Genomic DNA, 22,847 nt, shown 5'->3' on the forward strand with positions numbered 1-22,847 from the left:
ACGTAGTTAATTCAAAGAAGTAAAGGTGAATGAAAAGATATGATAACCGGTGATTTAAAGTGTAAAATTGATAAATTGTGGGAAGAATTCTGGACTGGGGGTATTACCAATCCTCTTACCGTAATTGAGCAGATCTCTTTTCTGATGTTCTCACGCCTCCTGGATGAGACGGAAAGAAGAAACGAAAAGAAAGCCAAAAGGACCAAAAAAGAATTTAAGCCCGTGTTTAAGGCGGATGAACAGGATCTTCGATGGTCAAATTATTTCCACCTGGGCGCAAAAGAAATGCTGCCCCTTGTTCGAGACAGGGTATTCCCACATTTTAAGACTGCGGCCATGGAGAATACGGCATTCGGAGAATATATGAAGGATGCCCAGCTAATGATCCAGAAGCCTCAGTTGTTGGCTTCCGCGGTTACACTTATCGGTGACCTCCCCCTGGACAGGGGAGATACAAAAGGGGATCTGTATGAATACCTGCTGGGAAAACTGACCACCGCCGGAATAAACGGACAGTTCAGAACGCCCCGGCATATCATCCGCATGATGGTTGATATCCTTGATCCCAAACCGGATGAAACCGTTGCCGATCCTGCCTGCGGTACAGCAGGCTTTCTTGTCTCCGTCATGGAGTATCTACTTGAAAACTATACCTCTAAAGAGGCGGTCATTACTCATGATACCGGTGAAAAAACATTCCCCGGGGATAAGCTTGAAGCACACCAGTGGAAGCACATCACCCATGGCATGTTCCATGGCTTTGATTTTGATATCACCATGCTTCGGATTTCTGTTATGAATCTTCTGCTCCACGGCATTGATTCCCCCACCATCCATTACCAGGATACACTGAGCAATAATTTTCCTGAAAAATTCCCGAACTTTGCTGAAGACGGATTTGATGTCATCCTGGCAAATCCTCCGTTCAAAGGGAGTTTGGATTTTGAGGATGTCCATCCCTCCCTTCTTTCAAAGGTGAAAACCAAGAAAACAGAACTGTTGTTTGTCACCCTGATTTTAAAGATGCTGAAGCTGGGTGGCCGGTCAGCCACCATTGTGCCTGATGGGGTCCTTTTTGGCTCGTCCAAAGCCCATGTGGCCTTAAGAAAAGCTCTTGTTGAAGAAAATCAGTTGGAAGGCGTTATCTCACTTCCGTCAGGTGTTTTTAAACCTTATGCCGGAGTTTCCACGGCAATTCTAATTTTTACCAAAGGCGGTAAAACAGATGATGTCTTTTATTATGATCTTACTGCTGACGGTTTTTCCCTGGATGATAAAAGGGTTAAAGTTGAAAAAAATGATATTCCCGATGTAATTGAACGGTGGAAAAATAAGGATCCCCAAAAAGATACGGACAAAACCCAGAAATTTTTCTTTGTTTCAAAGGATGAAATCAAGGCCAATAAATACGATCTTTCCATAAACCGGTACAAAGAAATTGTTTATGAGGAAGATGAGTATGAACCGCCTAAGGACATTCTTGCCAGGATGAAGGATCTTGAAAAAGAGATTTTGGCAGATATGGATGAGTTGGAGGGGATGTTGGGATGAACTATGAAAAAATCTCAATTTCAGATTTTTGTAAAACAGGTAGTGGTGGAACCCCATCAAGGAGAAATTTAGAGTTTTATAAGGGGAGTATCCCATGGATTAAATCGGGTGAGTTGAAAGAGGATATAATTTATGATTCGGAAGAAAAAATTAGCGCTGAAGCCATAGAAAATTCAAGTGCTAAAATCATATCGAACAAAGCAATTTTAGTAGCTATGTATGGGGCTACTATTGGGCGAGTTGCTATGTTAGGTGTGGATGCCGCTACTAATCAAGCTATATGTAATATAATTCCAGATAGTAAAAGAGCTGACAATCGTTATCTTTTTTATGCTCTTCAAAACGCTGTCCCTGTTTTATTGAGCAGAAAAGTTGGTGGCGGGCAGCCCAATATAAGCCAAACTATTATAAAAGATACAAAGATTCCTCTCCCACCAATAAAAGAGCAAAAGCGCATTGCAGCAATCCTTGACAAGGCAGATGCCATCCGCCGGAAACGGGAAAAAGCAATAGAGCTGGCTGATGAGTTTTTGAAGTCTGTCTTTCTATATATGTTTGGTGATCCGGTTACCAATCCGAAGGGATGGCCAGAATATAAATTGTCTGAAATATCTGAGTTGAAATCTGGGGTAACTAAAGGACGTAAATTAGATGGCAAAAAAACAATAGCCGTACCATATATGAGAGTCGCAAATGTCCAGGATGGCCATATAATTATTGATGATTTAAAAGAAATAGAGGTGCTGGAAACTGATGTAGAAAAATTTCAGTTGAATGTTGGCGATCTTCTGCTTACAGAGGGTGGCGACCCGGATAAGTTAGGCCGAGGAGCAGTATGGAAAGGGGAAATTAATCCCTGCATTCATCAGAATCACATATTCAGAGTAAGACCAGATGAAAAAAGGATTCTTCCTGAATACTTAAGCAAACAGATTGGAAGTGCGCGTGGTAAAAGATATTTTTTAAGCTCGGCTAAACAAACTACCGGTGTAGCCTCAATAAATATGACGCAATTAAAAAATTTTAGTGCGTTAGTCCCGCCAATGAGTCTGCAAAAAGAATTTTGTGAAATAGCTGCTAAGCTTGAGTCCATAAAAAATAAGATGATTGATAAATTAACAAACCAAGAACATCTTTTCAATTCGCTTACTCAAAGAGCATTCCGTGGAGATCTATAAATGAAATTAACCGGCATGACCATCGAAAATTTTAAGGGAATCAGTAAGCCTGTTCATATTGATTTCAAACCGGTCACCCTCTTGTTTGGTCCCAACAGTGCCGGTAAAAGCACAATTGTCCAGGCACTGCATTACGCACGGGAAATCTTTGAACGGGGGAATGTCGATCCGGATAGGACATTGACCGGCGGTGAAAATCTGGATCTCGGGGGATTTAAAAATCTGGTGCACAATCATGAACTTTCCCGTCCTGTTATCATGAAGTTTGAGCTTGATATTGAAGCGGATCAGCTTCCTGAATATCGGGATTGGGTTGAGGATGATACAGGGGCTGCCCACTATTTTGAGTCTGATTTTTATGAGATTCCGGCCCGGGTGAATAGCTGCTGGGTGGAAATTGTAATTAAATGGAGCGCGGTGGCCGAAAGGCCAATCTTGAAGTCTTATCGCGTCGATATCTCAGGCAAGGAACTTGCAAAAATAGAAACTTCGGAAGATGGGCGTCAAATTAGTCTTTCAAATTTTAATATGCTTCATCCTGTGTTCCATGACCCAGAGACAACAAACGATGAAATCATAAGAACATTAAAAGAATTGTTTGAGGGGGAAGGTGATCCGGACGTTGAGAAGCTTGGCCCCATGTTTCCGCTTTTTCTTGAGTTTAGCCGGGATGAAGCGGGTGGGTATGATCTGCATCAGCCCATTGGGATTACCAGCCAGACTCAATCGGCAATGCCGGTATGGGGGCGGTCTCTGGGATTTAGTTCAAATAATCTTTTGTTGAATATTGACTGGGAAGATCAAACGATATTCACGGCGATCGCAAGCTCGCTTATCGTCGGGCCCGGTGAAATGGTAAGGGATGTTTTAAGAAAATTTAAATACATCGGTCCGATCCGGGAAGTCCCAAAAAGAAATTTCCATCCTTCAATAACCTATGACGAATCCCGCTGGTCAAACGGCCTTGCTGCCTGGGATTTTTTGTATAAATCTGATGAGGCGTTTATTGCAGAGCTGAACAAATGGATTTCAAGGGAAGATAAGTTCAATACCGGTTACCGAGTTGAATTAAAAAAAACATATGAATTGGATGTCAACAGTCCCCTTGCAATAAGCCTTCAAAGTGGGGATATCATTGAAGAGGATTTTGCACCCAATGAACTCAATCGTTTCCCTGTAAAAACTCAACTGGTATTGAAAGAAGAATTCAGCCGGATTGAGGTTCATCCCCAGGATATTGGTGTTGGCATTTCCCAGGTCCTTCCTGTTATTGTGGCGTCTCTTTCTTCTCGTGAGGGAATCATTGCAATGGAACAGCCGGAACTGCATATCCACCCGGCCCTTCAGGTGGCTTTGGGGGATCTGTTTATTGCCAGGGTCAATGAAAACGATGCTTGTTTTTTAATAGAAACCCATAGTGAGCATTTAATTCTTAGATTGCTGCGCCGGATACGCGAAACGACTGAAAATGAATTGCCTCCCGGGGTAGATGGATTTACATCTGACAAATTATCAGTCTTGTATCTCGATAAAAAAGATTCCGGGCTTGAAGTTCTAAAACTTGATGTCGATGATACCGGTGATTTTGAGACGGAATGGCCAAAAGGATTTTTTGAAGAAAGAGACGAGGAGTTGTTTTTTTAATGATTTATGAGTATGCTGTTTCTCCTGAGTTGTTTTCAAGTGCTACGTTTATTCAAACGCTTCAACATACTTTCGGCAAAGAGGAAGGTCGTCTTTTTTCCGAAATCCCCAAAAAAATCTGGCAGCGACAGGTATTCGAAGTTATCAAGGTTTCTGAAAATAAACCTGTCATGCGTAAAACAATGCAAAATGCCGTAAAAAACCTTTTTAAAAAGGCGTTATACAAGCGTAATAACCACCCTGCCTTTGACGGAAGTGAATGGTTGCAATTTGTTATCAATGTCCATAGTGAAAGGCCTTTCAGGGCGATTATTGCAGATCAATATGAAGGTGATGAAAAGTTCGTTCTGGTAAATAACCTGGACTTGGCAGATCAGCCTCTCTGGACAGTTCCCAAAGATGTATCCGTGGATAGAGAACACAAAGTTATGGTGCAGCAAATAAGGTCCATGCTGAATTGTGCATCTGAAATCATTCTGGTTGACAGAAATTTTAAACCGGAAACACAGCGTTTTCAGAATGTGTTATCAGAAATTATGGAGATGCTCTCAAAGAGAACTCATGGGCCAAGTATCGCAAAGGTTGTTTATCATACAGGTGATAGTGTTTCTGTGGGCTATCTGGAAAATCAGTGTTTGAGACATATCAAACCGATAATCCCATCTGGTATGAGACTGGAGGTAGTCGTCTGGCCAAAGGATAAACTTCATGATCGCTTTGTTTTAACAAACATCGGTGGTGTACTTTTTGGGCAAGGCCTTGATGAGCGCCTCGGGTTCGGACCTGATAAAATTTTAATAACCCGGCTTTCTGATGACACCTACAAAGAATGGTGGTCCCTGTGTAAAAATAAGACCACTGATTTCACGATATGCTCGTCGTAGAAATTGAACGTAGGTAATAAAGTTTATGTCTGAATAAAAAATATTATATCTGCACCTGCTGTTTTTTTTCTAAAAATGAGAATTTCATAACTTGAATTGTCTTTTATTTCTTTTATAATCAGGATGTTCTGAAGATTTCCTCTCGCCTTTCATGATTTTTAGTAAACCTGGCACGCTCCTGGCAATATCTCCTTTTTAGTTAATAATTTACGAAAGGAGGTGATTGGACATGAGCAAGAACCAGCATATCGTTCCCCATGGGGATCAATGGGCAGTCAAGGGGGCCGGAAATTCCCGGGCCACTTCTTTACACATAACCCAGCAGGGAGCCATTGACGCCGGACGGCAGATTGCCCAGAACCAGCAGGGTGAACTTCTCATCCATGGCAGAAACGGTCAGATAAGAGAAAAGAACTCTTATGGAAATGATCCGTTTCCGCCCAAAGGGTAGGAATAAGGAATGCACCAAAGGGGAATCATCGATTGGCCCTTTGGTGTATTTTCAACCGGTTGCCACAGACGGCTGCCTATGGATTTTTCAGCCTTCAACACAGCGGCCAACCCACAGGGATAAATGTTTTAAGAATCGTTGACATAGTTCTTTTAACCTCATAGTATTCGCGGCGAAATAAAAGACGATTCTATGTCTGCATACTCCCTTGTCTTTAAGGGGGTTATGCCAAAGCCGTGGCATACGATCTATTAGTAATTCAAATTTCTTTGACGGTATATTCTGCATTACGCCAAATGAAATTTCATTGAAAGGTAAAGGATAAAAAATGAAAAAATTTGCTGCTAGAACAGCCCGGCCCATTCCGGTAATAATTCTTGCGGATACCAGCGGGAGCATGAGTGTTGACGGGAAAATTGATGCCATGAATCAGGCGCTCAGGGATCTGATTGATACCTTTTCCGGTGAAAGCCGGCTGAATGCAGAAATTCATTTGTCTGTGATTACATTCGGCGGGGACGGTGCAAAAGAGCATCTACCGCTGACCTGTGCCCATACTATTTCCGGGTTTTCAGATCTGCAGGCCCATGGAATGACGCCCATGGGAGGTGCGTTCAGGATTGCCAAAGAGTTGATCGAAGATAAAGAAAAGATTCCTTCCAGGGCGTATCGGCCGGTAATTGTTCTTGTATCTGACGGCTACCCAAATGATGACTGGGAGGCCGCTTTTTCTTCCCTTCGCGGCTCTGAAAGGGCGCAGAAAGCGACCCGGATGGCCATGGCCATCGGCAGTGATGCGGATGAAAATATGCTCAAAGATTTTATCAATGATCCTGAAACACCTGTTTTCAGGGCCAATGGTGCAAGGGACATCATCCGGTTTTTCCGTGCGGTGAGCATGAGTGTTACCAGCCGTTCGCGCAGCTCGGCTCCGAATCAACCCATTCAAATCGAATATGAAGAAATCCCTGATGATGAATTGGATCTGGATTTTTAAATGGGGTTACGGATTTTCTCTGCTTCTGTAAGGGGAGTTGGGCATATCATTGACAATATCCCCAACCAGGATGCGGTATTGACCCGGCAGTGGGAACATGGCTGGCTGGCAGTGGTCAGTGACGGCATGGGGTCCAGGAAAAAATCGGATATAGGCTCTCAATGCGTGTGCAAAGCTGCCCTTAATGTCTTAAAAGACGCTTCATTCGATACGCCGGACCGGGATCTTGTTCTCATGATCTATCAACGGTGGCTGAATAATTTGGGATCGATAAACCCCAATGATGCTGTGGCCACCTGCCTTATCGCTTGGGGACAAAGTGCCGGGCAAACACGATTGTTCCAGCTGGGAGACGGTGCCCTGATCTTTCATGGCCAGGAACAGGGGCAACTATCCTGCAGGCATGGCCACGCTTTTTCCAATGAAACCACCGGCCTGGGTATTTCCCGCAGATACAGTGACTGGATCACCAAAGAAGTTCTTCTGGGGAATAACGGCCAGGGAGTGGCGCTGATGACCGACGGAATCAGTGAAGACCTGGTCCTGCCAGATTTATTTGTTCCCTATATGATCAAAACCATGGGGCGGATGAGCCGCAGGCGGGGTAAAAAGTGGATCCGGAAGCAATTGGAAAACTGGCCTACACCGGGACACACGGATGATAAAACCTTAGCAGTAATCTTTTGGAAATAAATATGACACAGATCGCAACTGAAGAGGCTGAAAACAAAGAGTCCCCTAAAAAAAAGATAGGAAACCGAAAGGTGCAGGACAGAAAAGGCACCGGCTATACCCTGACCGGCAAGGTGGGAGAAGGGGGGCAGGGAACGGTCTGCTCAACAGATCTGCCCGGGGTGCTGATAAAAATTCAGACAGATAAAAATCCATCAAAAAGAAAAGACTGGGCCCGGCATATCAAATGGCTTATGCGGCAGGACTTTGCCGGATTGAAGATCGCCCGGCCTGTTGAAATTCTTGCCCGGCCGGCCAGTGTGAACGGATATATCATGGAGCTGATGGATGGGCTCGAATCTCTGGAAAAATCCCTGGAGCACTCGTTTCTTCAACTGGCAGAGAATGAAGATGAACCCCTTAAAGGCTATCAAAGTACCGGCGGTTTAAAACGAAGGCTCATACTTTTGGCGGAACTTTCCCGGACCCTGGCAGGACTTCATGCAAAAGGGCTTGCCTATGGGGACCTGTCTCCGGCAAATATTTTTGTTTCCAAGGATGTTGAGCACCATCAGCTCTGGCTGATCGACTGTGATAACATTTGCATCAGCGAGCGCTCAGGATACGGAGATGTGCATACACCAGGATATGCTGCACCGGAAATTGTCCGGGGGGAATCTGGGGTCAACATGTCCACGGATTGCTGGAGTTTTGCTGTGATTGCAATGAAATTTTTGTCCCATACCCATCCTTTTGAATCCGGTATTGCTGTGGAGGATGGTGACCCTGACGTTGAAATGAGACGGGCCTTAGAGGGGGAACTGCCCTGGATATATGATGAAAGCGATGAGAGCAATGCCTGGGCCGGATCAGGGCTGCCCCTTGATATTATAACCACAAAACAGATCCGAGAGTTGTTTAATCAATGCTTCGGTCCCGGGCGTGACGATCTGTCGACCCGCCCGTCAATGGCTGCCTGGGCTGATGCCCTGGATGCCGCCTGTGCCTTGATGCATGACTGCTGCAATCCTGACTGCGGAATATCCTTTATCTATAATCAAGATCAAGCATGCCCGTTTTGCGATACAATACAGCCAAAGCAAAATAGTGCATTGCTCAAGCATTATCTCATGAATGACACTGCTTTGCCTGATGAGCCCCGCTGGATTAAGACCAATGAAGTTCAAGTCATAAATTTAGGACAAACAGTGGCGTTTCATATTGGTGCTGTGGGCACTGAACTTTACCGTGAATCCCCGAAAATCTGTGCACTTGAGTTGAAAGACAAAGGGCTGGTTATAAAACCCTCAATGCATGGAATTGTCGAGCTTCAAAAGGCTGGTGGTAAAAAACCGTTCCAGATCAAAAGACAGCAGACTTTGAAATCCGAGAGTCGATCAGGTCATGCCGTTGCCCTGCATTTACGCATGGAAGATCATTCGGATTTTCTTTCTCACCCTGTCTGGACATTTATCTGGTAGGAGTTTTTATGAAACTTGGAAAATTTAACGGCTTATCAAAGCAAATAGTCCGGCTGATAGACCCTGGAGGGAAATTCATTGAAAAAAAAGACTGGAAAATTGGCGAAGAAGTCACACTCATAGAGGATTCCGGTGGTTTCTATCTCCAACAGGGCAATGTGATAAAATCTGTAAAACCTGATGAAGCCCGTCAGAACCTGTCTTTAAAAATAGGGCGGGGCCATTTGCTTTGGTCGCTCACTTCCATTCGGAAAAATCAGTTTTTTGTCAGAAGCGTGGAGGTTTCGGATTCACCTACCATAATTGATCTTGATATCGGGCTTAGCGATAAAATTGCCCGACAGCTTTACGGGTCATCTCAAATCAAAGAAGACTCCATAGACGCCGCCCGACGTTGGTTTGAAGATGAATTTTTTCTGGAAGGCCGTGGGCAGCCCTGTATGTTTGTTTCTTCATATGCCGGGGGACGAACGGATACACTTGAGATTCGTGGCCGTGAATGGATTGCCTCCTTAAATGAGATAGACAACTATTGGCAGATGAGTGGACTGACCCGGACCCGGCGCAGCGGGGCAGGCCTGAGGCTGCTCCAGGGTGAGCTCCGGTTTGTTGATATCTCTGTGGCCGGTCAATTGTCCAATCCTGTTCATCGGCATGCCCTGGAAGAGGCGATCCGCAGCCAGGGTGGATATATGACGCTTTGGGAGCAGTACAGCAATATGGAGTGGGCGTTGAGCCTGAATGCGGCCCGGGAACTTGGAGCGCTGAGGTTCAAACTGGTTGAAAAGGGGAGTGAACCCGATGAATGGGAGTTTTTGGTGGAACCTGCTTCCGGAAGAGATTTTTCCAAAAAGTTAGATGAATTAAAGAAAAAGGGAGCACACAGCTCGGGAAACGGACTGCTGGAAGTCATGCCGAACATCCCCGACTGGCTGGACGGCAGTATGAACATCGAAGATACCGGATTGGCAGAGGACAAGGGCAAACCCTGGTTATGCGAGTGGGTAAAGATGGACAATGAGATTGTCACTCTTCGTATAGAAGCACAATGGCATAAAAAGCCTTGTGGGAAAGGCGTTATCTGCATGTCCATGCACGGCTACAGGAAAATAAGGGAAAGACGGCATCAGGCGGTTACGAATATTCGGCAGCGCAATAACCCCATGCCCCAGCTTCATTACCTGCTTGAAGGGGTGACAACGCCCTTTGAGCAACCTAAAAAACTCCGAAAATTAAGCCCTGCCGCCCGTAAAACATTTAAGGGCGAGCCAACCCCCAAACAGCGGCAGGCCATAAAAGTGGCCTTTGAAACACCGGATGTGGCGATTATTATCGGGCCGCCCGGAACAGGCAAAACCCAGGTGATCACTGCACTGCAAAAAGAGTTGGCCCTGTCCATGAAAGGAATGCCCATACAGCACCAGGTGCTTCTTTCCAGTTTTCAGCATGATGCCGTTGATAATGTCACAGCCCGAACCCGTGTGTTTGGTTTGCCGGCGATTAAGGTCGGGGGAAAAAATCGGAAAGCGGGGGGACAGGCCAGTGACCCCATCGAGGATTGGTGCAAAGAAAAATCTGAGATTCTGTCCGTAAGCCTAAAGGAAAAAATAGACCGGGAACCGGTTTTTACTACACTCAAAAGTTTGAAAAAAGAGATGACCACGCTGCGGGTGACCCGGCCCGACTATAAGGAAAAACAGGCTCTTTTGTCCCGAATAAAAAGGTGTTTGGAAGAATTGTCGGCGTTTCAAATACGGCTGTCTCCTAAGGTAGAACATGCCTGGCAGGCGTTTTTGAATGAGCACCATACAGATTCAAACGGTGAACAGGCCTGCCTGGGAAATGAAAGACTGATCAAGCGGGTTCGGGCGTTGAGAACAACACCGACTGCCTTTGGGGATGACGGCCCGGAGCAGTGCCTGCGTCTGCTTGACTGGGTGCAGCTCGAAAAATTAACAATGGATCGGTCTGAGTTGGACCTGTTGAATCATTGTTCCCGTGAGGTATCTGTATGCCAAGCGCGGCTCCAGGGGCTTGGAAAACTAAAAGCCGCTATGCTGGATCGGCTTATCCCTGATTATCGGCCCCGCCATATCAGGATGGTCTTGCCCGACAAAGCCTGTGAGTTGCTGGACGATATCCAGGAAGAAATTGAGCAGCAGATTAAAAGTTCCCGCAGCCTGGGATACCTGCTTATACTTGACGCTTATCTTACGACCTTAAACAGTTCACCCAGTGTAATTAAAAAAGCTGCGTTGGAATATACCAGCGTTTTGGGTGCAACCTGCCAGGGGGCGGCATCCAACAGGATAACGGATTTGAAACAGGTGGAGCACCAGAGTTCCATTAGTTTTGATACTGTGGTCGTGGATGAGGCAGCCCGGGCCAATCCTTTGGATTTGATGGTGCCCATGGCCATGGCAAAACGCCGTATTGTCCTCGTTGGGGATCACCGCCAGCTGCCTCATATAGTGGGACCTGAGGTTGAAGATGAATTGGTAGAAAAATTTGAGCTTGAGATAACACAGCAGGAAATGCTCAAGGTCAGTCTGTTTCAAAGAATGATGGAAATTTTGAAGGAGATGGAAAAAAATCCGGGCCAGCCAAAGCGGGTGGTGATGCTGGATAAACAATTTCGCATGCATTCTGCTCTGGGCCGGTTTGTCAGCAGATTGTTTTATGAGCGTGTGCCTTATAACCTTCCGGAAGTGAAGCCGGGATTTGATAATGATGATCGATTCGCTCATAAGGTACCAGGCTATGAAGGGAAGGTCTGCGGTTGGATTGACATGCCCGGCAGAGAAGGTGAGCATCATCGGAGAAACGGCAGTTTAGTCCGGGACGTTGAAGCGCGTCGTATTGCAAGGGAAGCCCGGATCATAATGGAGGCCTGTCCGGATTTGAGTGTTGGCGTCATCACGTTTTACAGGGCCCAGGTTGATAGCATTATGGAGGCAATGGTTAAAGAAGGGCTGACGGAAAAGGGGCCTGATGGCATACGGATTAAACTCAATGGTGAGGATCATACCCGCGAACGGCTGAGAGTCGGAACCGTTGATGCGTTTCAAGGAAAGGAATTTGATGTAGTACTGCTTTCTCTGGTCCGAACCAGCAAGGGCCCTGTGGACGAGACAGACGATGATGCATTGACAAAGGCCTATGGATTTTTGCGGTTGGATAATCGGTTGAATGTCGCCATGAGCCGCCAGCAGCGTTTGCTGATTCTGGTTGGGGATGCTGCCATGGCCACGGCACAGGGGGCTGAGGCTGCAGTAGCTGCCCTGCCTGCATTTTACCAGATGTGTGGGGGGAACGATGGAACAATACAATAACCGTTATCTTAATTATCTGGAAGGTAGAAGATCTCCTGATAAAAGCCGATCATTTCTCTGGCCGGTTTGGATATGGCAGGTGCTGGCACCTGGCATCGATAGCGCCGGACTGAATGTTTTTCAGCGGACTATTCTCGGTTTGATGCAGGTGGGCCAGACAGACACTTCGGATATGGCCCAATGGCTGGGGGTGGATAAAGAGTTGATCCTATACATTCTTGCCACCCAACTGGTGCCCAACGGCTGGGTAGATTCCCGGGGGAAATTAACGTCCCAGGGCCTTAAACGGCTTGACGATGATGTGCAGGCAAGGCAGGATTTAAAATCGGGTTATGTGTTTCAGGATGCACTCAATGGTGCGCTCTGGTCCCGTGTCGTTGATCATCTTCCCTATGTTGAACCTTCTTCGGTTTCAGGAAACGGGCGCCTTCTGTTCAGGCAGCGCCGGGATCATGATCGGAAGGAAGAGCCGTTTATTATCAAATATGGGGGTTCTGTTCCGAAACAGCCGAATATCAATATTCTCAGAGAGGCTATCCAACTGGGCAATAACACCATACACAATCAAAAGGTCAGGGACGATTTATGGGCGGGTGAGCTTCGTGAATATCAAATAAGTGAAATTGAACTCATAGATACGGAGCCGATACCGGCATATGTTTTTTGCTGGATCATTTTTGATCCCGTTCATTTTTGGACTATTTCCGATCCTTGTGCAATTACCCGTTCGGCCGACTGGATGCGTAAAAATGTGCATTCCCTGGCCCGAAAAAATACGGGATTTGCCCGCTACTTAAGTTCTTATCTGGGAGAACCTGATGAGAAGGAAACCTTTGAACAGATGAATACCAGACTGGAAACAGAAGTCGAATTCGAGGTGTTTGCAAATTATCCCGATGTCGGGAATGTTCCAAATCTTCCTGCCTATTTGGGCGCGTTGTTACGTCGTAAATATAAGTTGGAAGAACTCGAAGATGGCAAAGAGAATTTTGAGGATTGTGATGACGTGATCACTCAAGCTCAAAAGGTTTTAGAGTGCTGTTGTAAATGGATGCTTGCTGAATGGCCCTGCAATCCGTCTCGGATCAATAAAAAATGGGGGAATGAAGATCTGTTCTTCGCCTTTGAGCTAATTTTCAAGGGAATCCTTTCAAAAAATGAAATTAAAGCCTTTTCCCATAAAACAAGGGCATCGGAAATGTGGAAGGCTGCGAGGCAGAAACAAGATGCACGTCAATCCCTTCGTGCCCTTTTTTCTACGGTGATTTTTTCCATGGAAGAGCATCCTGATCATCCGATTCTTCATTGCCCTTCACTGTCTTTTGTTACCGGGATTGATCAGTTGGCTGATAACCGCAATTCAGTTGCGCATGCCTCGGGTAAATTTATAGAAAAAAAAGATGCTCTTGATTGGGCAGAATTTTCCATACAATGGGTTGAGCTTATAGCAGGGAGTCAGGAGTAAAAATGGGAAAAAATAAGAAAAAAAATAAGCAGAAGATTAAAAATAATAAAGAGTCTATCAATTCGTCCCAGAACGAATCTCTCAAGTCAAAAATTATCAAAGCCATGGGGGTGAATAATTTTTTGTCTCCGGATTCTGTTTTCAAACCGGGGAATATTGATATCGGTTTGCTTGAAAAGGATGAAGACCTGCGGCCGAAAGCAGAAAAACTCCTGGATGAAATTATTCAATTTTCTGATGATCTAAAACAAAAATCAGAAGATCTTGATAAATCAAAAGAAGGTATAGAAGTCCTGAATAAATCAATAGGGCAGGAGAAAGAGGCGCTCTCAACCCAGCAGAAAAAAGTGGAAGAGATAGAAGCTCAGGTTATTGAAAAAAAGGATCAATTAAATCTGAAAGAAGCAAAGCTTACAGAATGGGAAGAAGATCTGGGCGGACGTGAGGCTGATGCAAAGTCTGGATTCCTGTCGGAAAAACAAAAAGCCTGCCTTGAAAAGAGAGACGCTTTGGATTTGCTTGAAAAAGAGTATAAAGAAAAATTCGAAAAAGAAAGGGATGCACTTTTTCAAAAAGAAAAAGAACTGGATGAAAGAGGATTAGAATTATCCCAACGAGAAGCCAGTGCCAAAGCCGGATTTGTAGATGAAAAAAGAAAAGTTTTAGAAGCGTTTCAAAAACAGATAGATGATAAACAAGAGCAGTTTGGAAAACTTAAGCAAACAATGGCGGCGGAAAAACTCAAGCACGATGAAAAACTTTCCATGGATAAGGAACTGCTTCTCCTGGAGATCAACAAGGTTCGGGATGAGCATCAAGAAAAATTAGAGCTGGAAAGAACACTGGTGGAAACCGAACGTTGTCAGCTTGAGATTAAACAAAAAGAGCTTGAACGGCATGTCAATCAACTTGAGATCCGAAAACGTTCCCAGAATGACTGGGAGCAAAGTATAAAAGATGACCTGCAAGAAAAATCCAGTTCTCAAATTATCAGTCTTGGAAGTCAACTGGAGCAGATGAAAAATTACCGTAGTAAAGACCAGGAAACTATCCAGGAACTGAATAGGGAATTGATCCAGTATGCTGATTTGGCAAAATCTCTGGACGGAGCCGGTATAGAAGATGTCCAGGTGAAATTGGAAGAAAACCGTAAAGAGATAAAAAAGTTAAAAGCCGAGCTTGCTGCGGCCCCCAGGGATGACTTGGAACAAGAAAACGACAGGCTGTTGGAACAGATAGATGACATGTCCGAGCAAAATACAGATCTTAAAAGTGAGCTTTGGTCAGCAAAAACCGAATTGGATAAAATGAATTTAAGTGTGGCTGCCAAACATAATCTGATTAAAGAGAAAAAAGTGCTGGAACTTCATAATAAGATTTTGGATTCCGCAATTAAGGAACTCCGAGTACAGGTAGATGACCTTGTTGAAAAACAGCAGGGCAATAACGCGTTCCCGGCATTGTGCGGGTTAGATAAAAAGCATGGTCAAGATGGTGTGAACCTCCAGGTCGTTCCAGATCTTAAAAATTTTGCAGATCAGATACGCAAGGGGATGGCCTGTATTTATTCCGATACGCCGCTTTATTATCGCAGTGAGGATATTCGTCTGTTTCTTGGCGGACTGGCCATGAGTAATCTTCACATCCTTCATGGTATGTCCGGAACGGGTAAAACAAGCCTTGCCAAAGCATTTACAAAGGTTGTGGGAGGGTATTGTACTGATATTGCCGTGCAGGCCGGATGGCGTGATAAGGATGATCTTTTGGGGCATTTTAATGCTTTTGAGAAAAAATTTTATGAGCGGGAGGCGCTTCAGGCGCTTTACAGGGCTCAATTGCCAGAATTCAAGGATAAAATAAATGTCATTTTGTTGGACGAAATGAATCTTTCCAGGCCTGAACAATATTTTGCTGAATTTCTGTCCGCCATGGAAAAACAGCCTGATCAACGTGAGATCGTCCTACTTGAAAGTGAAATTCAGAATTCACCAAGGCTTTTTGAGGAAGGGCGTAAAATAAAAATACCTGAAAATGTATGGTTCATAGGGACTGCAAACCATGACGAAACCACAAATGAATTTGCAGATAAGACCTATGATCGTGCCCATGTAATGGAATTGGGCCGGAATGACGGAGAAATTGGCACTGATGATTATGAACAGACAACCTATCGTTTTTCATCCCTAACAAAACAGTTTCACGCAGCTGCCGTAAAGCATGGAAATACAGTTAATTCATTCTTCAAAAATTTTGAAGACAGCAAACTGGCAGACGTTTTGGAACAAAACTTTACTGTGCGCTGGGGGAACCGGCTCAGGGAACATGCAAAAAAGTTTATTCCGGTTGTTAAAGAGGCCGGAGGATCTTTTGAAGAAGGCTTGGACCACTTACTGGCTTCAAAGGTGTTCAGGGATGGGAAAGTTACCGGACGTTTTGATACTGTTTTAAAAGATCTTGATGATGTAGAGGCTGCATTGATCGAAACATGGACAGATATAGGATTAACACATGATCCAGTTAAAACTCTGGCCTGTATTGAGAAAGACCGGAGGAGGATGGAGCGTGGCGCATGATATTGTATGACCGTTTGAGAAACAGAACGATTTCAGTTGAGGAATTACCGGAACATGTTCTGCCCGGAAGATATCTATTGACCGGAGAGGCATTGATTAATGGGCATACGCAGATGGGTGCCGATGATGTCATGGTATCGGATGGCACCCATAAACTCTCATTTAATGGTCATATCGTTTCCTTTTTTGACGCAGTGGAAGATAAAGAGGAGCAAGTTAAATTTGAAATAGTTGTTAAAGCGCTGCTCCAAATTGATAAGGTACTGACTGGGCCTGATGATGTTTCCGACATGTTGCCGCCACCGCTTGTCCCTCGTCAGGTATTTGATGATGATGGTGAGTTTAACCCACTTGAAATCTTACTTGATCATGTCTTGAAAAAGGGCCATCTTCATGAAATAAACCGTCGGCCCCGTATTGATATGCGGTATGATGACAGGGTGTTGCCAGTGAGCCGCGCTAAGCGCCTGTCACCATCAGCCCATCGGCACCTTGCCGCCCACTCAGAATGCTGGCAGAGAAGAACTTTGACCGGAATCCAGCCAAAAAAAATCATGGGTCAGATTAGTGAAGATGAATATGGTCTTTATGAAAACAGGGTGTATGCCCGGCTATTGGATCGGCTTGATCGGTCATTAAACAAAAGATTGCAGGAGTTAAGTGAACTGCTTGAAAACTTTGATGAGGGACTCAAGTTAGAGAGTGCCGACTCATTAAATTATCGGTTAAGAAACAGCCTTTTTTCGTTATGGGGAGAAACATTTACCTCCATGGAATCTGTTTCACTTGTCCGGTGCAAGATTGAAAGAGTTCAAAAGCGCCTTAAAGAATATTCAAAATCCATCAAGGGATTGATTCAGGGGAATTTGTATAATCGGGTACCTCGAAATGCGCAGGTAGCAAGTAAAATTCAACTTACAAACATTCTTGCCCATGATCAGCATTACCGATTTATTGTTAAACTATGGAATTCATCCCTTGAGGGTAATGATAAGAATATATTACCGGAGGAAAAGTACAAAAAAAATATGGCGTTACAACTCGCCTATATCAATTATTGTAAATTATTGATCGTAAGATCTTTAAAAGAGTTGGGCTATTTTTCCAAAAGCAAAGGGATCCACGGTTGTCGGTTTTTATTTAAAGGGCATGAATTAACAGTGACTTTAAAAAAAGCAAGCTGGGAGATAGAAAATAAAAGAAGTGGTCAGAAACTTATTCTTATCCCAATTGCTTCCTGGAATTCTGAAGGATTAAAAACAATAAAAGAAGGTGACAAACTCATAATTCCATGTTGTTTAAATAGCGTGGGAAACACTTTTTTGACCCCGTCCGATTGGATAACCGGGAAATATGACGGCCCACTTGTTCTTTCTCCCCTGGATTTTTATGTTCAAGAGCGTTTGGTAAGCCTTCTTATAAGCTGGATCTTGCTGAAACCGTTTCAGGCATATGGCCAATTGATCAATAAACTCCCAAGAACGATCATGCCTCAATTGAAAAATATCAAGAGCTGTAAAGTGGAGGGTGAATATTCGGTGCGCTTGCTGGAACCAATATCTGATAGAGATGCTGGCCTTATATTGAATGCTCTGGAAGCGGCTAATGCTGATGGAAGTAGAGCGCAGTTTGAAACAGCTAAGGTATTTATGGATCAAATCACAAGATGTCCTTTTTGTCAGGAAGAGGCGAAACTGACACCATGGGAAGGTGGGCAGGCATTTAAAGCCGTTTGTAGCCGCAGCGATTGTAAGCTTGAGTGGGGTATCTTTTGTAGAAGTCACGAGATACCCAACGTACGTTTTTACACAAAAGATCGGAAGAAGGGAGGGTTCAAAAACAATGGCCGTTGGTCGGATCAATATGAACTAAAGTGCCCTGAACGAAATTAAACTGAAAAGTGATAACGACTCATATTTTAATCCGGTATAGAAATCCATACCCTCAGGGTATGGTCAGAGTTCAAAGGCTTTGCCGCTTGGACGACTCCATGTTACTCCTTAGTTAAATCGTCCCCACGATTTCAAGCAGGGAGTAACACATGAGTCGTTTTAGAAAGCTATCACATACAATATGGCTCTGTAAGTTATGTGCAGTTCAACATAACTGGCATTCCCAGATATTTTAGTGCGTTGCGGCGGCCCGACCTGATTTTCCCCAAGTTGCTTTGACAGACTTTTTTTGTCTTACTCCTGAAAACCTGCTATATAAACCAAGAAATATGGATGGTGTTTATCGGCCCATAAAAAATCATTGATTCCAAAGGAATAATTTATGAACCTTGTTTACATCTGTCCCCAGTTCCCACCGAATTTCTCACCTTTTTGCAGTCGCCTCAAGGCGTTAGGAGTAACGGTACTTGGTATCGGCGACGGACCTGCTGAATCCCTTAGCCAGGAGATAAGCGATTCCCTGGCCGCCTACTATATGGTCGATGACCTGCATAATTACGACTCCCTGGTCAAGGCATGTGGCTATTTCATTCACCAGTACGGTAAAATTGACCGCCTTGAATCCCATAACGAATATTGGCTGGCAACCGATGCCGGGCTTCGCCTGGATTTCAATATTCAGGGGTTGAAGCCGGCTGATATGCAGTTTATTCGACGTAAATCCGGGATGAAGGAGGTCTTTCGCAGGGCCGGTATCAAGGTTGCACCCGGGAAGGTCGTTCATACGCTTGCTGATGCTGAAGGGGTGGTCAAAGAGACAGGCTACCCGGTTGTTGCCAAACCAGACGATGGGGTCGGTGCCCTCGATACCTTCAAAATCAACAATAAAAAAGAGCTCCTCTCATTTATTGAGAAAAAACCGGATCATGATTACATAATGGAAGGTTTTGTCAAAGGCACCATTTTTTCCTTTGACGGCCTGACAGACCGGGACGGTAACATCATCTTCTGTACAGCCCATACGTTTAGCCAGGGGATCATGGATGTGGTCAACAATGGGGACCATCTCTTTTACTACTCACTCAGAAGTATCCCAAAAGAGCTTGAAGCGGTTGGACGCAAGGCTGTCTCCGCCTTTACAGTTAAAGAGAGATTCTTCCATATTGAATTCTTCAAAACCGGCCCGACCGACTATGTGGCCCTGGAGGTCAATATGCGGCCGCCGGGTGGGTACACCACTGATATGTTCAACTATGCAAGCGATATCGACGTTTATAAGCTGTGGGCCGAAGTGGTGAATGGTCGAACCGAGCCTCTGGACTATCACAGGAAATACCATTGCTGCTATGCAAGCCGCAAAAACCGCTTTAACTATGTTCACAGCCACGAAGAAATCATGGATCACTATGGTTCCTGTATCCTTGAAGTTCCTTCAGTACCGGGTGTCTTCAGCACAGCCCTGGGCGATATCGGTTATATCTTCAGGGTTGAACATGAGCGGGATCTATTTGAAATAACCGCTTTTATCCATGAAATGTAAAATGCGAAAAAAGAATGGAGTCACTGCATGAAGACAGAATATCAGTGCTGGCACAGTCCCCATCTGGGGAGGGATATGGAACTTAAGGTATACGGCCACTGGGGAGTCCCTTTTATTGTTTTTCCCTGTTCCAAGGGTCGATTCTACGATTACGAGAACATGGGAATGATCGATGCAATAAAGCCGTTTATCGAGGCGGGAAAAATTAAAATCTATGCCGTGGACAGCGTTGACAGTGAGTCATGGTATAATTTTTCAGTCTCCCCATCGGAGCGCAACAGCCGTCATGAGGCCTATGATCAGTATATCTGCACAGAGGTTCTCCCCTTTATCCAACAGGATTGCCGGGCAGATGTGAAGGTTATGGTCAACGGTTGCAGTATGGGTGCTTATCACAGCCTGAATTTCTTTCTGAAACATCCTGAGCTCTGCCAGGGGGTGCTGGCCTTAAGCGGTTTGTACCGGTTGGACCGCGCCGAGTTTGGTCTTGCACCCGGCCAGGTTGAGGGTGTTTATTTTAACTCGCCGATAAGCTATCTGCCGAATCTCCACGATCCGAATATTATAGAGCAATATCGTCAGAAGACCATTATCATCTGTGCGGGACAAGGTTCCTGGGAGGATGAGGCGGTTGCAGACACCAGGGCTGTAGATGAACTACTAAAAGGCAAGGGGATAGATGCCTGGGTCGATCTCTGGGGCTATGACGTTAACCATGACTGGCCCTGGTGGTTCAGGCAGATGAACTATTTCCTTGGCAAGCTCTATGGCAGTTGAGAGCATCTATTTGATAGTAGACTGCATATGGGAAAATTTTTGATAACAACCGGTGGTAGCCATTGAGTTTAATATGGGCACCGGCGTAAAGAATTAAAGAATCTATATCAGAAAATATGGTATCGAGAAAATAGGTTCCAAGACCTACATTTTGTCGCTCGTAAAATTGGGTCCCTTCGCGCAGGTCAGCTTGAGCTTCATCAAGAATTTGAATATTCATTTAAACTCTGAACGCAATTCAGACTTAACAGTATCAAAGTCTTTAAAATGAGCCTCACCGTTTTGAACTCGCTTGGCACGAGCAGATAAAACTTCATTATACCATTCAGGTGATGGAATATCATCTGGATTGCGCATAAGATCATCCCAGATTTGATTCATTACAACGATCTTTTCGGTGCTGGTCATTTTGTTTAATGGCAGAAATGCTTGCTGCATTGTTACCTCTCTTATATGGGTTATATCTTAAATGATACATGTTATCTTTGTTTTTCGCAATATGAATAACCTCTTAGGACATAACTGTTGAACTGTACCGCCCTGCTTTTTGGGTTGGGACTAGTGATTCGTTTGGCGCAGCCTCTATGGATGAGCTGTGTATTCAGAAGAGGTGTAGGGCTTTATCATTTGTAATTTTTTTTCTTTTGAACGCTTTGCACGAAACAGATCCCAACGAAGCTGTAAATTCATCCAAAAATCTTCTGACATATTGAAAAATTTGGGCAACATCAGAGATTCTTCATTATTATTTCAACAATCCCTTCCTGTTTCAAAATAACAATTGCTCAGCCCTTATATCTACAATACAAAGGGTTTGGCCTTATAGGCGCTCTGATAATTTTTCATGGAAAGGTAAAAAATACTTGACGTTTAGCCAGCTAACTATTATCTTGCTACTTAAAAAACAGGGAGAAAGAAAAATTATGAAATATGAAGATTCAGATAAGCCTTTAATGCATCTTTTTATGCACATAGGGAAATTGTTAAATGATAGGTTAAGAAGCTCTCTTGGTGGGGGCGGAATTCATTTTGGGCAGGCGAGAATTCTTGTTTCATTGATGCGGCATGGTAATTTGATCCAGAGGACAATTGGCCAGGAGCTGCACATCAAACCTGCGACGGTCACAAACATGGTGAAAAGAATGGAAGCGTCAGGGCTGATTGAGCGCGGACGAGATGCAAATAATGATAGAATCATAAACGTCACCCTGACTTCAAAAGGAAAAGAGGCCGCAAACTTCGCCATAAACGTGATGGAGCAGATTGAAAATGATATCCGCTCAGAATTTACCCAAAAAGAAATTGATAAATTGCGCAATCCCCTTGAAAGAATTCGCAACACGCTTGGTGGATCTGATCCAGGCATATAATATCAGGTAAGTACAGAATGGAATGAATTTTCAATAACCGGAACGGCCGGAGCGTGGTATGGCTCCGGCCACAACGAACAATGAAACGCCCCTGTTTGCAATGCTTCTGTGAGTGTTTCTTATAAAAATAAAGTCGAAAATTAAACATTAAAATCAGAGTCCTATCAACTTTGGAGCACAGCAATGACCATCGAAAAAATTCAAGGATGTATTGGTTGTGGAACATGCATAGAAACATGTCCCACTGACGTCATCCGCAAAGACCCAAAAACAAAAAAAGCATTCATCGCATACCCGGCTGACTGCCAGATCTGCCACCTGTGCAGGATGTATTGCCCTGTGGATGCAATAACCATTTCACCGGAAAAATCTATTCCGGTTGTCGTTTCATGGGGGTAAAAATGAGTGAATATATAAAAACCAGTTTTTTTAGACAATCCATACTGGCTTTCACCGGCATGCCTCTGCTGATCTGGGCAATGGGTAATTTACCGGAGCGTTCGTTATTGAAAGAATCACTTTTCGTCATAACAATTCTGGCCTTTTGCCAGATGATTGGACAGTTCTTCTGGGCACGCACGAATAGATCCGCTGTTGCAGGCCTTAGGATGAGCAAAGTGGTAAAATATCATAAAATCATCGGGTATACATTCGTCACCATTATGGTCTTCCATCCACTTTATCTGGTGGTCCCACGGTTTTTTGAGTCGGGCGTTTCCCCTGTTGACGCTTTTATCACGACCATCACTACCCTGAACCAGGGGGTTGTGCTTGGCATCACGGCTTAGTGCTTGATGCTGGCATTGGGAATTACGGCTCTTGTACGGAATAAGTTACCCATGAAATACAAAACCTGGCGGGTTTTTCACGGCATTCTGGCCATGCTGTTTATTTCCATTGCTGCGTGGCATGTCATTGATCTTGGTCGTCATTCAAATTTTGCCATGTCAATCTATATCACCATGCTTGCGGCAGGCGGGATTATGCTCCTTCTAAAAACCTACATGTTTAAAAAATCAAAGAAAACCAGCGAGGTATAA

19 protein-coding genes and 1 pseudogene are annotated in these 22,847 nt (G+C 44.4%); 19 read left to right on the forward strand and 1 reads right to left on the reverse strand.

Annotated elements, in window-relative coordinates; translation table 11 throughout:
* Nucleotides 1–39: 39 nt before the first annotated feature.
* The 15 genes and pseudogenes from HRM2_RS07330 (at nt 40) to HRM2_RS07395 (ending at nt 20,437) form a co-directional block, all read left to right on the forward strand.
* The gene (locus HRM2_RS07330) at nt 40–1,551 is read left to right on the forward strand and encodes a type I restriction-modification system subunit M (protein WP_015903365.1); all 1,512 of its coding nucleotides are present in this window, start codon (nt 40–42) and stop codon (nt 1,549–1,551) included.
* Entirely contained in the window at nt 1,548–2,729 is a 1,182-nt protein-coding gene (locus HRM2_RS07335; protein WP_015903366.1) for a restriction endonuclease subunit S, read from the forward strand. Before HRM2_RS07330 ends, HRM2_RS07335 begins: the two co-directional genes overlap by 4 nt.
* A gap of 15 nt (nt 2,730–2,744) precedes the next feature.
* A pseudogene (locus HRM2_RS28290) lies at nt 2,745–2,810 on the forward strand (hypothetical protein); the annotation flags it as partial.
* Between the two features lie 309 nt (nt 2,811–3,119).
* A complete protein-coding gene (locus HRM2_RS07340; protein WP_232364219.1) occupies nt 3,120–4,373 on the forward strand; it encodes an AAA family ATPase in 1,254 nt (417 codons plus the stop codon).
* Nucleotides 4,373–5,257 carry a hypothetical protein gene (locus HRM2_RS07345; RefSeq protein ID WP_015903368.1) on the forward strand — a complete coding sequence of 295 codons (885 nt, stop codon included), beginning with the start codon at nt 4,373–4,375 and terminating at the stop codon, nt 5,255–5,257. The genes HRM2_RS07340 and HRM2_RS07345 overlap by 1 nt, the downstream gene beginning before the upstream one ends.
* Before the next feature lie 229 nt (nt 5,258–5,486).
* Complete coding sequence (locus HRM2_RS07350; RefSeq protein ID WP_041273125.1) at nt 5,487–5,708, forward strand: DUF2188 domain-containing protein; 222 nt, start codon at nt 5,487–5,489, stop codon at nt 5,706–5,708.
* 328 nt (nt 5,709–6,036) lie between these two features.
* Entirely contained in the window at nt 6,037–6,705 is a 669-nt protein-coding gene (locus HRM2_RS07355; RefSeq protein WP_015903370.1) for a vWA domain-containing protein, read from the forward strand.
* Nucleotides 6,706–7,398, forward strand: coding sequence for a PP2C family serine/threonine-protein phosphatase (locus HRM2_RS07360; protein WP_015903371.1), 693 nt, complete (start codon nt 6,706–6,708; stop codon nt 7,396–7,398). It begins immediately after the preceding gene.
* A gap of 2 nt (nt 7,399–7,400) precedes the next feature.
* A complete protein-coding gene (locus tag HRM2_RS07365) occupies nt 7,401–8,858 on the forward strand; it encodes a serine/threonine protein kinase (RefSeq protein WP_015903372.1) in 1,458 nt (485 codons plus the stop codon).
* Between the two features lie 8 nt (nt 8,859–8,866).
* Entirely contained in the window at nt 8,867–12,190 is a 3,324-nt protein-coding gene (locus HRM2_RS07370) for a DEAD/DEAH box helicase (protein WP_015903373.1), read from the forward strand.
* Nucleotides 12,174–13,655, forward strand: a complete 1,482-nt coding sequence (locus HRM2_RS07375; protein ID WP_015903374.1) for a hypothetical protein — start codon at nt 12,174–12,176, stop codon at nt 13,653–13,655. Before HRM2_RS07370 ends, HRM2_RS07375 begins: the two co-directional genes overlap by 17 nt.
* A 2-nt stretch (nt 13,656–13,657) precedes the next feature.
* On the forward strand, nt 13,658–16,228 hold the full coding sequence (locus tag HRM2_RS07380) for an AAA family ATPase (protein ID WP_015903375.1): 2,571 nt from the start codon (nt 13,658–13,660) through the stop codon (nt 16,226–16,228).
* Nucleotides 16,225–18,120, forward strand: a complete 1,896-nt coding sequence (locus HRM2_RS25035) for an Rcat domain-containing protein (RefSeq protein WP_049770413.1) — start codon at nt 16,225–16,227, stop codon at nt 18,118–18,120. Before HRM2_RS07380 ends, HRM2_RS25035 begins: the two co-directional genes overlap by 4 nt.
* Nucleotides 18,121–18,502: 382 nt before the next feature.
* Nucleotides 18,503–19,660, forward strand: a complete 1,158-nt coding sequence (locus HRM2_RS07390) for an ATP-grasp domain-containing protein (RefSeq protein WP_015903377.1) — start codon at nt 18,503–18,505, stop codon at nt 19,658–19,660.
* A gap of 75 nt (nt 19,661–19,735) precedes the next feature.
* The gene (locus HRM2_RS07395) at nt 19,736–20,437 is read left to right on the forward strand and encodes an esterase family protein (protein ID WP_232364220.1); all 702 of its coding nucleotides are present in this window, start codon (nt 19,736–19,738) and stop codon (nt 20,435–20,437) included.
* A 216-nt stretch (nt 20,438–20,653) separates the two neighbouring features.
* Here HRM2_RS07395 and HRM2_RS07400 read toward each other — a convergent pair whose 3' ends face one another.
* On the reverse strand, nt 20,654–20,875 hold the full coding sequence (locus HRM2_RS07400; protein ID WP_015903380.1) for an addiction module protein: 222 nt from the start codon (nt 20,873–20,875) through the stop codon (nt 20,654–20,656).
* 485 nt (nt 20,876–21,360) lie between these two features.
* On the opposite strand from HRM2_RS07400, the gene HRM2_RS07405 reads away from it, so the two are divergent.
* The 4 genes from HRM2_RS07405 (at nt 21,361) to HRM2_RS27575 (ending at nt 22,847) form a co-directional block, all read left to right on the forward strand.
* Nucleotides 21,361–21,807, forward strand: a complete 447-nt coding sequence (locus HRM2_RS07405; RefSeq protein WP_015903382.1) for a MarR family winged helix-turn-helix transcriptional regulator — start codon at nt 21,361–21,363, stop codon at nt 21,805–21,807.
* A 183-nt stretch (nt 21,808–21,990) separates the two neighbouring features.
* Nucleotides 21,991–22,206 (forward strand): 4Fe-4S dicluster domain-containing protein, encoded by a 216-nt coding sequence (locus tag HRM2_RS07410; protein WP_015903383.1) that lies wholly within the window; start codon nt 21,991–21,993, stop codon nt 22,204–22,206.
* Nucleotides 22,207–22,208: 2 nt separating this feature from the next.
* Entirely contained in the window at nt 22,209–22,595 is a 387-nt protein-coding gene (locus HRM2_RS27570; RefSeq protein ID WP_015903384.1) for a hypothetical protein, read from the forward strand.
* A 51-nt stretch (nt 22,596–22,646) separates the two neighbouring features.
* Complete coding sequence (locus HRM2_RS27575; RefSeq protein ID WP_015903385.1) at nt 22,647–22,847, forward strand: hypothetical protein; 201 nt, start codon at nt 22,647–22,649, stop codon at nt 22,845–22,847.

Source organism: Desulforapulum autotrophicum HRM2 (genome assembly GCF_000020365.1).
Lineage (GTDB): Bacteria > Desulfobacterota > Desulfobacteria > Desulfobacterales > Desulfobacteraceae > Desulforapulum > Desulforapulum autotrophicum.

Bases quoted from the DNA above. Each gene is read 5' to 3' on its own strand.
- HRM2_RS07330 (WP_015903365.1), top strand. From the start codon at position 40: ATGATAACCGGTGATTTAAAGTGTAAAATTGATAAATTGTGGGAAGAA.
- HRM2_RS25035 (WP_049770413.1), top strand. From the start codon at position 16,225: ATGATATTGTATGACCGTTTGAGAAACAGAACGATTTCAGTTGAGGAA.
- HRM2_RS07360 (WP_015903371.1), top strand. From the start codon at position 6,706: ATGGGGTTACGGATTTTCTCTGCTTCTGTAAGGGGAGTTGGGCATATC.
- HRM2_RS07365 (WP_015903372.1), top strand. From the start codon at position 7,401: ATGACACAGATCGCAACTGAAGAGGCTGAAAACAAAGAGTCCCCTAAA.
- HRM2_RS07390 (WP_015903377.1), top strand. From the start codon at position 18,503: ATGAACCTTGTTTACATCTGTCCCCAGTTCCCACCGAATTTCTCACCT.
- HRM2_RS07335 (WP_015903366.1), top strand. From the start codon at position 1,548: ATGAACTATGAAAAAATCTCAATTTCAGATTTTTGTAAAACAGGTAGT.
- HRM2_RS07350 (WP_041273125.1), top strand. From the start codon at position 5,487: ATGAGCAAGAACCAGCATATCGTTCCCCATGGGGATCAATGGGCAGTC.
- HRM2_RS27575 (WP_015903385.1), top strand. From the start codon at position 22,647: ATGAAATACAAAACCTGGCGGGTTTTTCACGGCATTCTGGCCATGCTG.
- HRM2_RS07375 (WP_015903374.1), top strand. From the start codon at position 12,174: ATGGAACAATACAATAACCGTTATCTTAATTATCTGGAAGGTAGAAGA.
- HRM2_RS07395 (WP_232364220.1), top strand. From the start codon at position 19,736: ATGGAACTTAAGGTATACGGCCACTGGGGAGTCCCTTTTATTGTTTTT.
- HRM2_RS07345 (WP_015903368.1), top strand. From the start codon at position 4,373: ATGATTTATGAGTATGCTGTTTCTCCTGAGTTGTTTTCAAGTGCTACG.
- HRM2_RS07355 (WP_015903370.1), top strand. From the start codon at position 6,037: ATGAAAAAATTTGCTGCTAGAACAGCCCGGCCCATTCCGGTAATAATT.
- HRM2_RS07405 (WP_015903382.1), top strand. From the start codon at position 21,361: ATGAAATATGAAGATTCAGATAAGCCTTTAATGCATCTTTTTATGCAC.
- HRM2_RS07410 (WP_015903383.1), top strand. From the start codon at position 21,991: ATGACCATCGAAAAAATTCAAGGATGTATTGGTTGTGGAACATGCATA.
- HRM2_RS27570 (WP_015903384.1), top strand. From the start codon at position 22,209: ATGAGTGAATATATAAAAACCAGTTTTTTTAGACAATCCATACTGGCT.
- HRM2_RS07400 (WP_015903380.1), bottom strand. From the start codon at position 20,875: ATGCAGCAAGCATTTCTGCCATTAAACAAAATGACCAGCACCGAAAAG.
- HRM2_RS07380 (WP_015903375.1), top strand. From the start codon at position 13,658: ATGGGAAAAAATAAGAAAAAAAATAAGCAGAAGATTAAAAATAATAAA.
- HRM2_RS07370 (WP_015903373.1), top strand. From the start codon at position 8,867: ATGAAACTTGGAAAATTTAACGGCTTATCAAAGCAAATAGTCCGGCTG.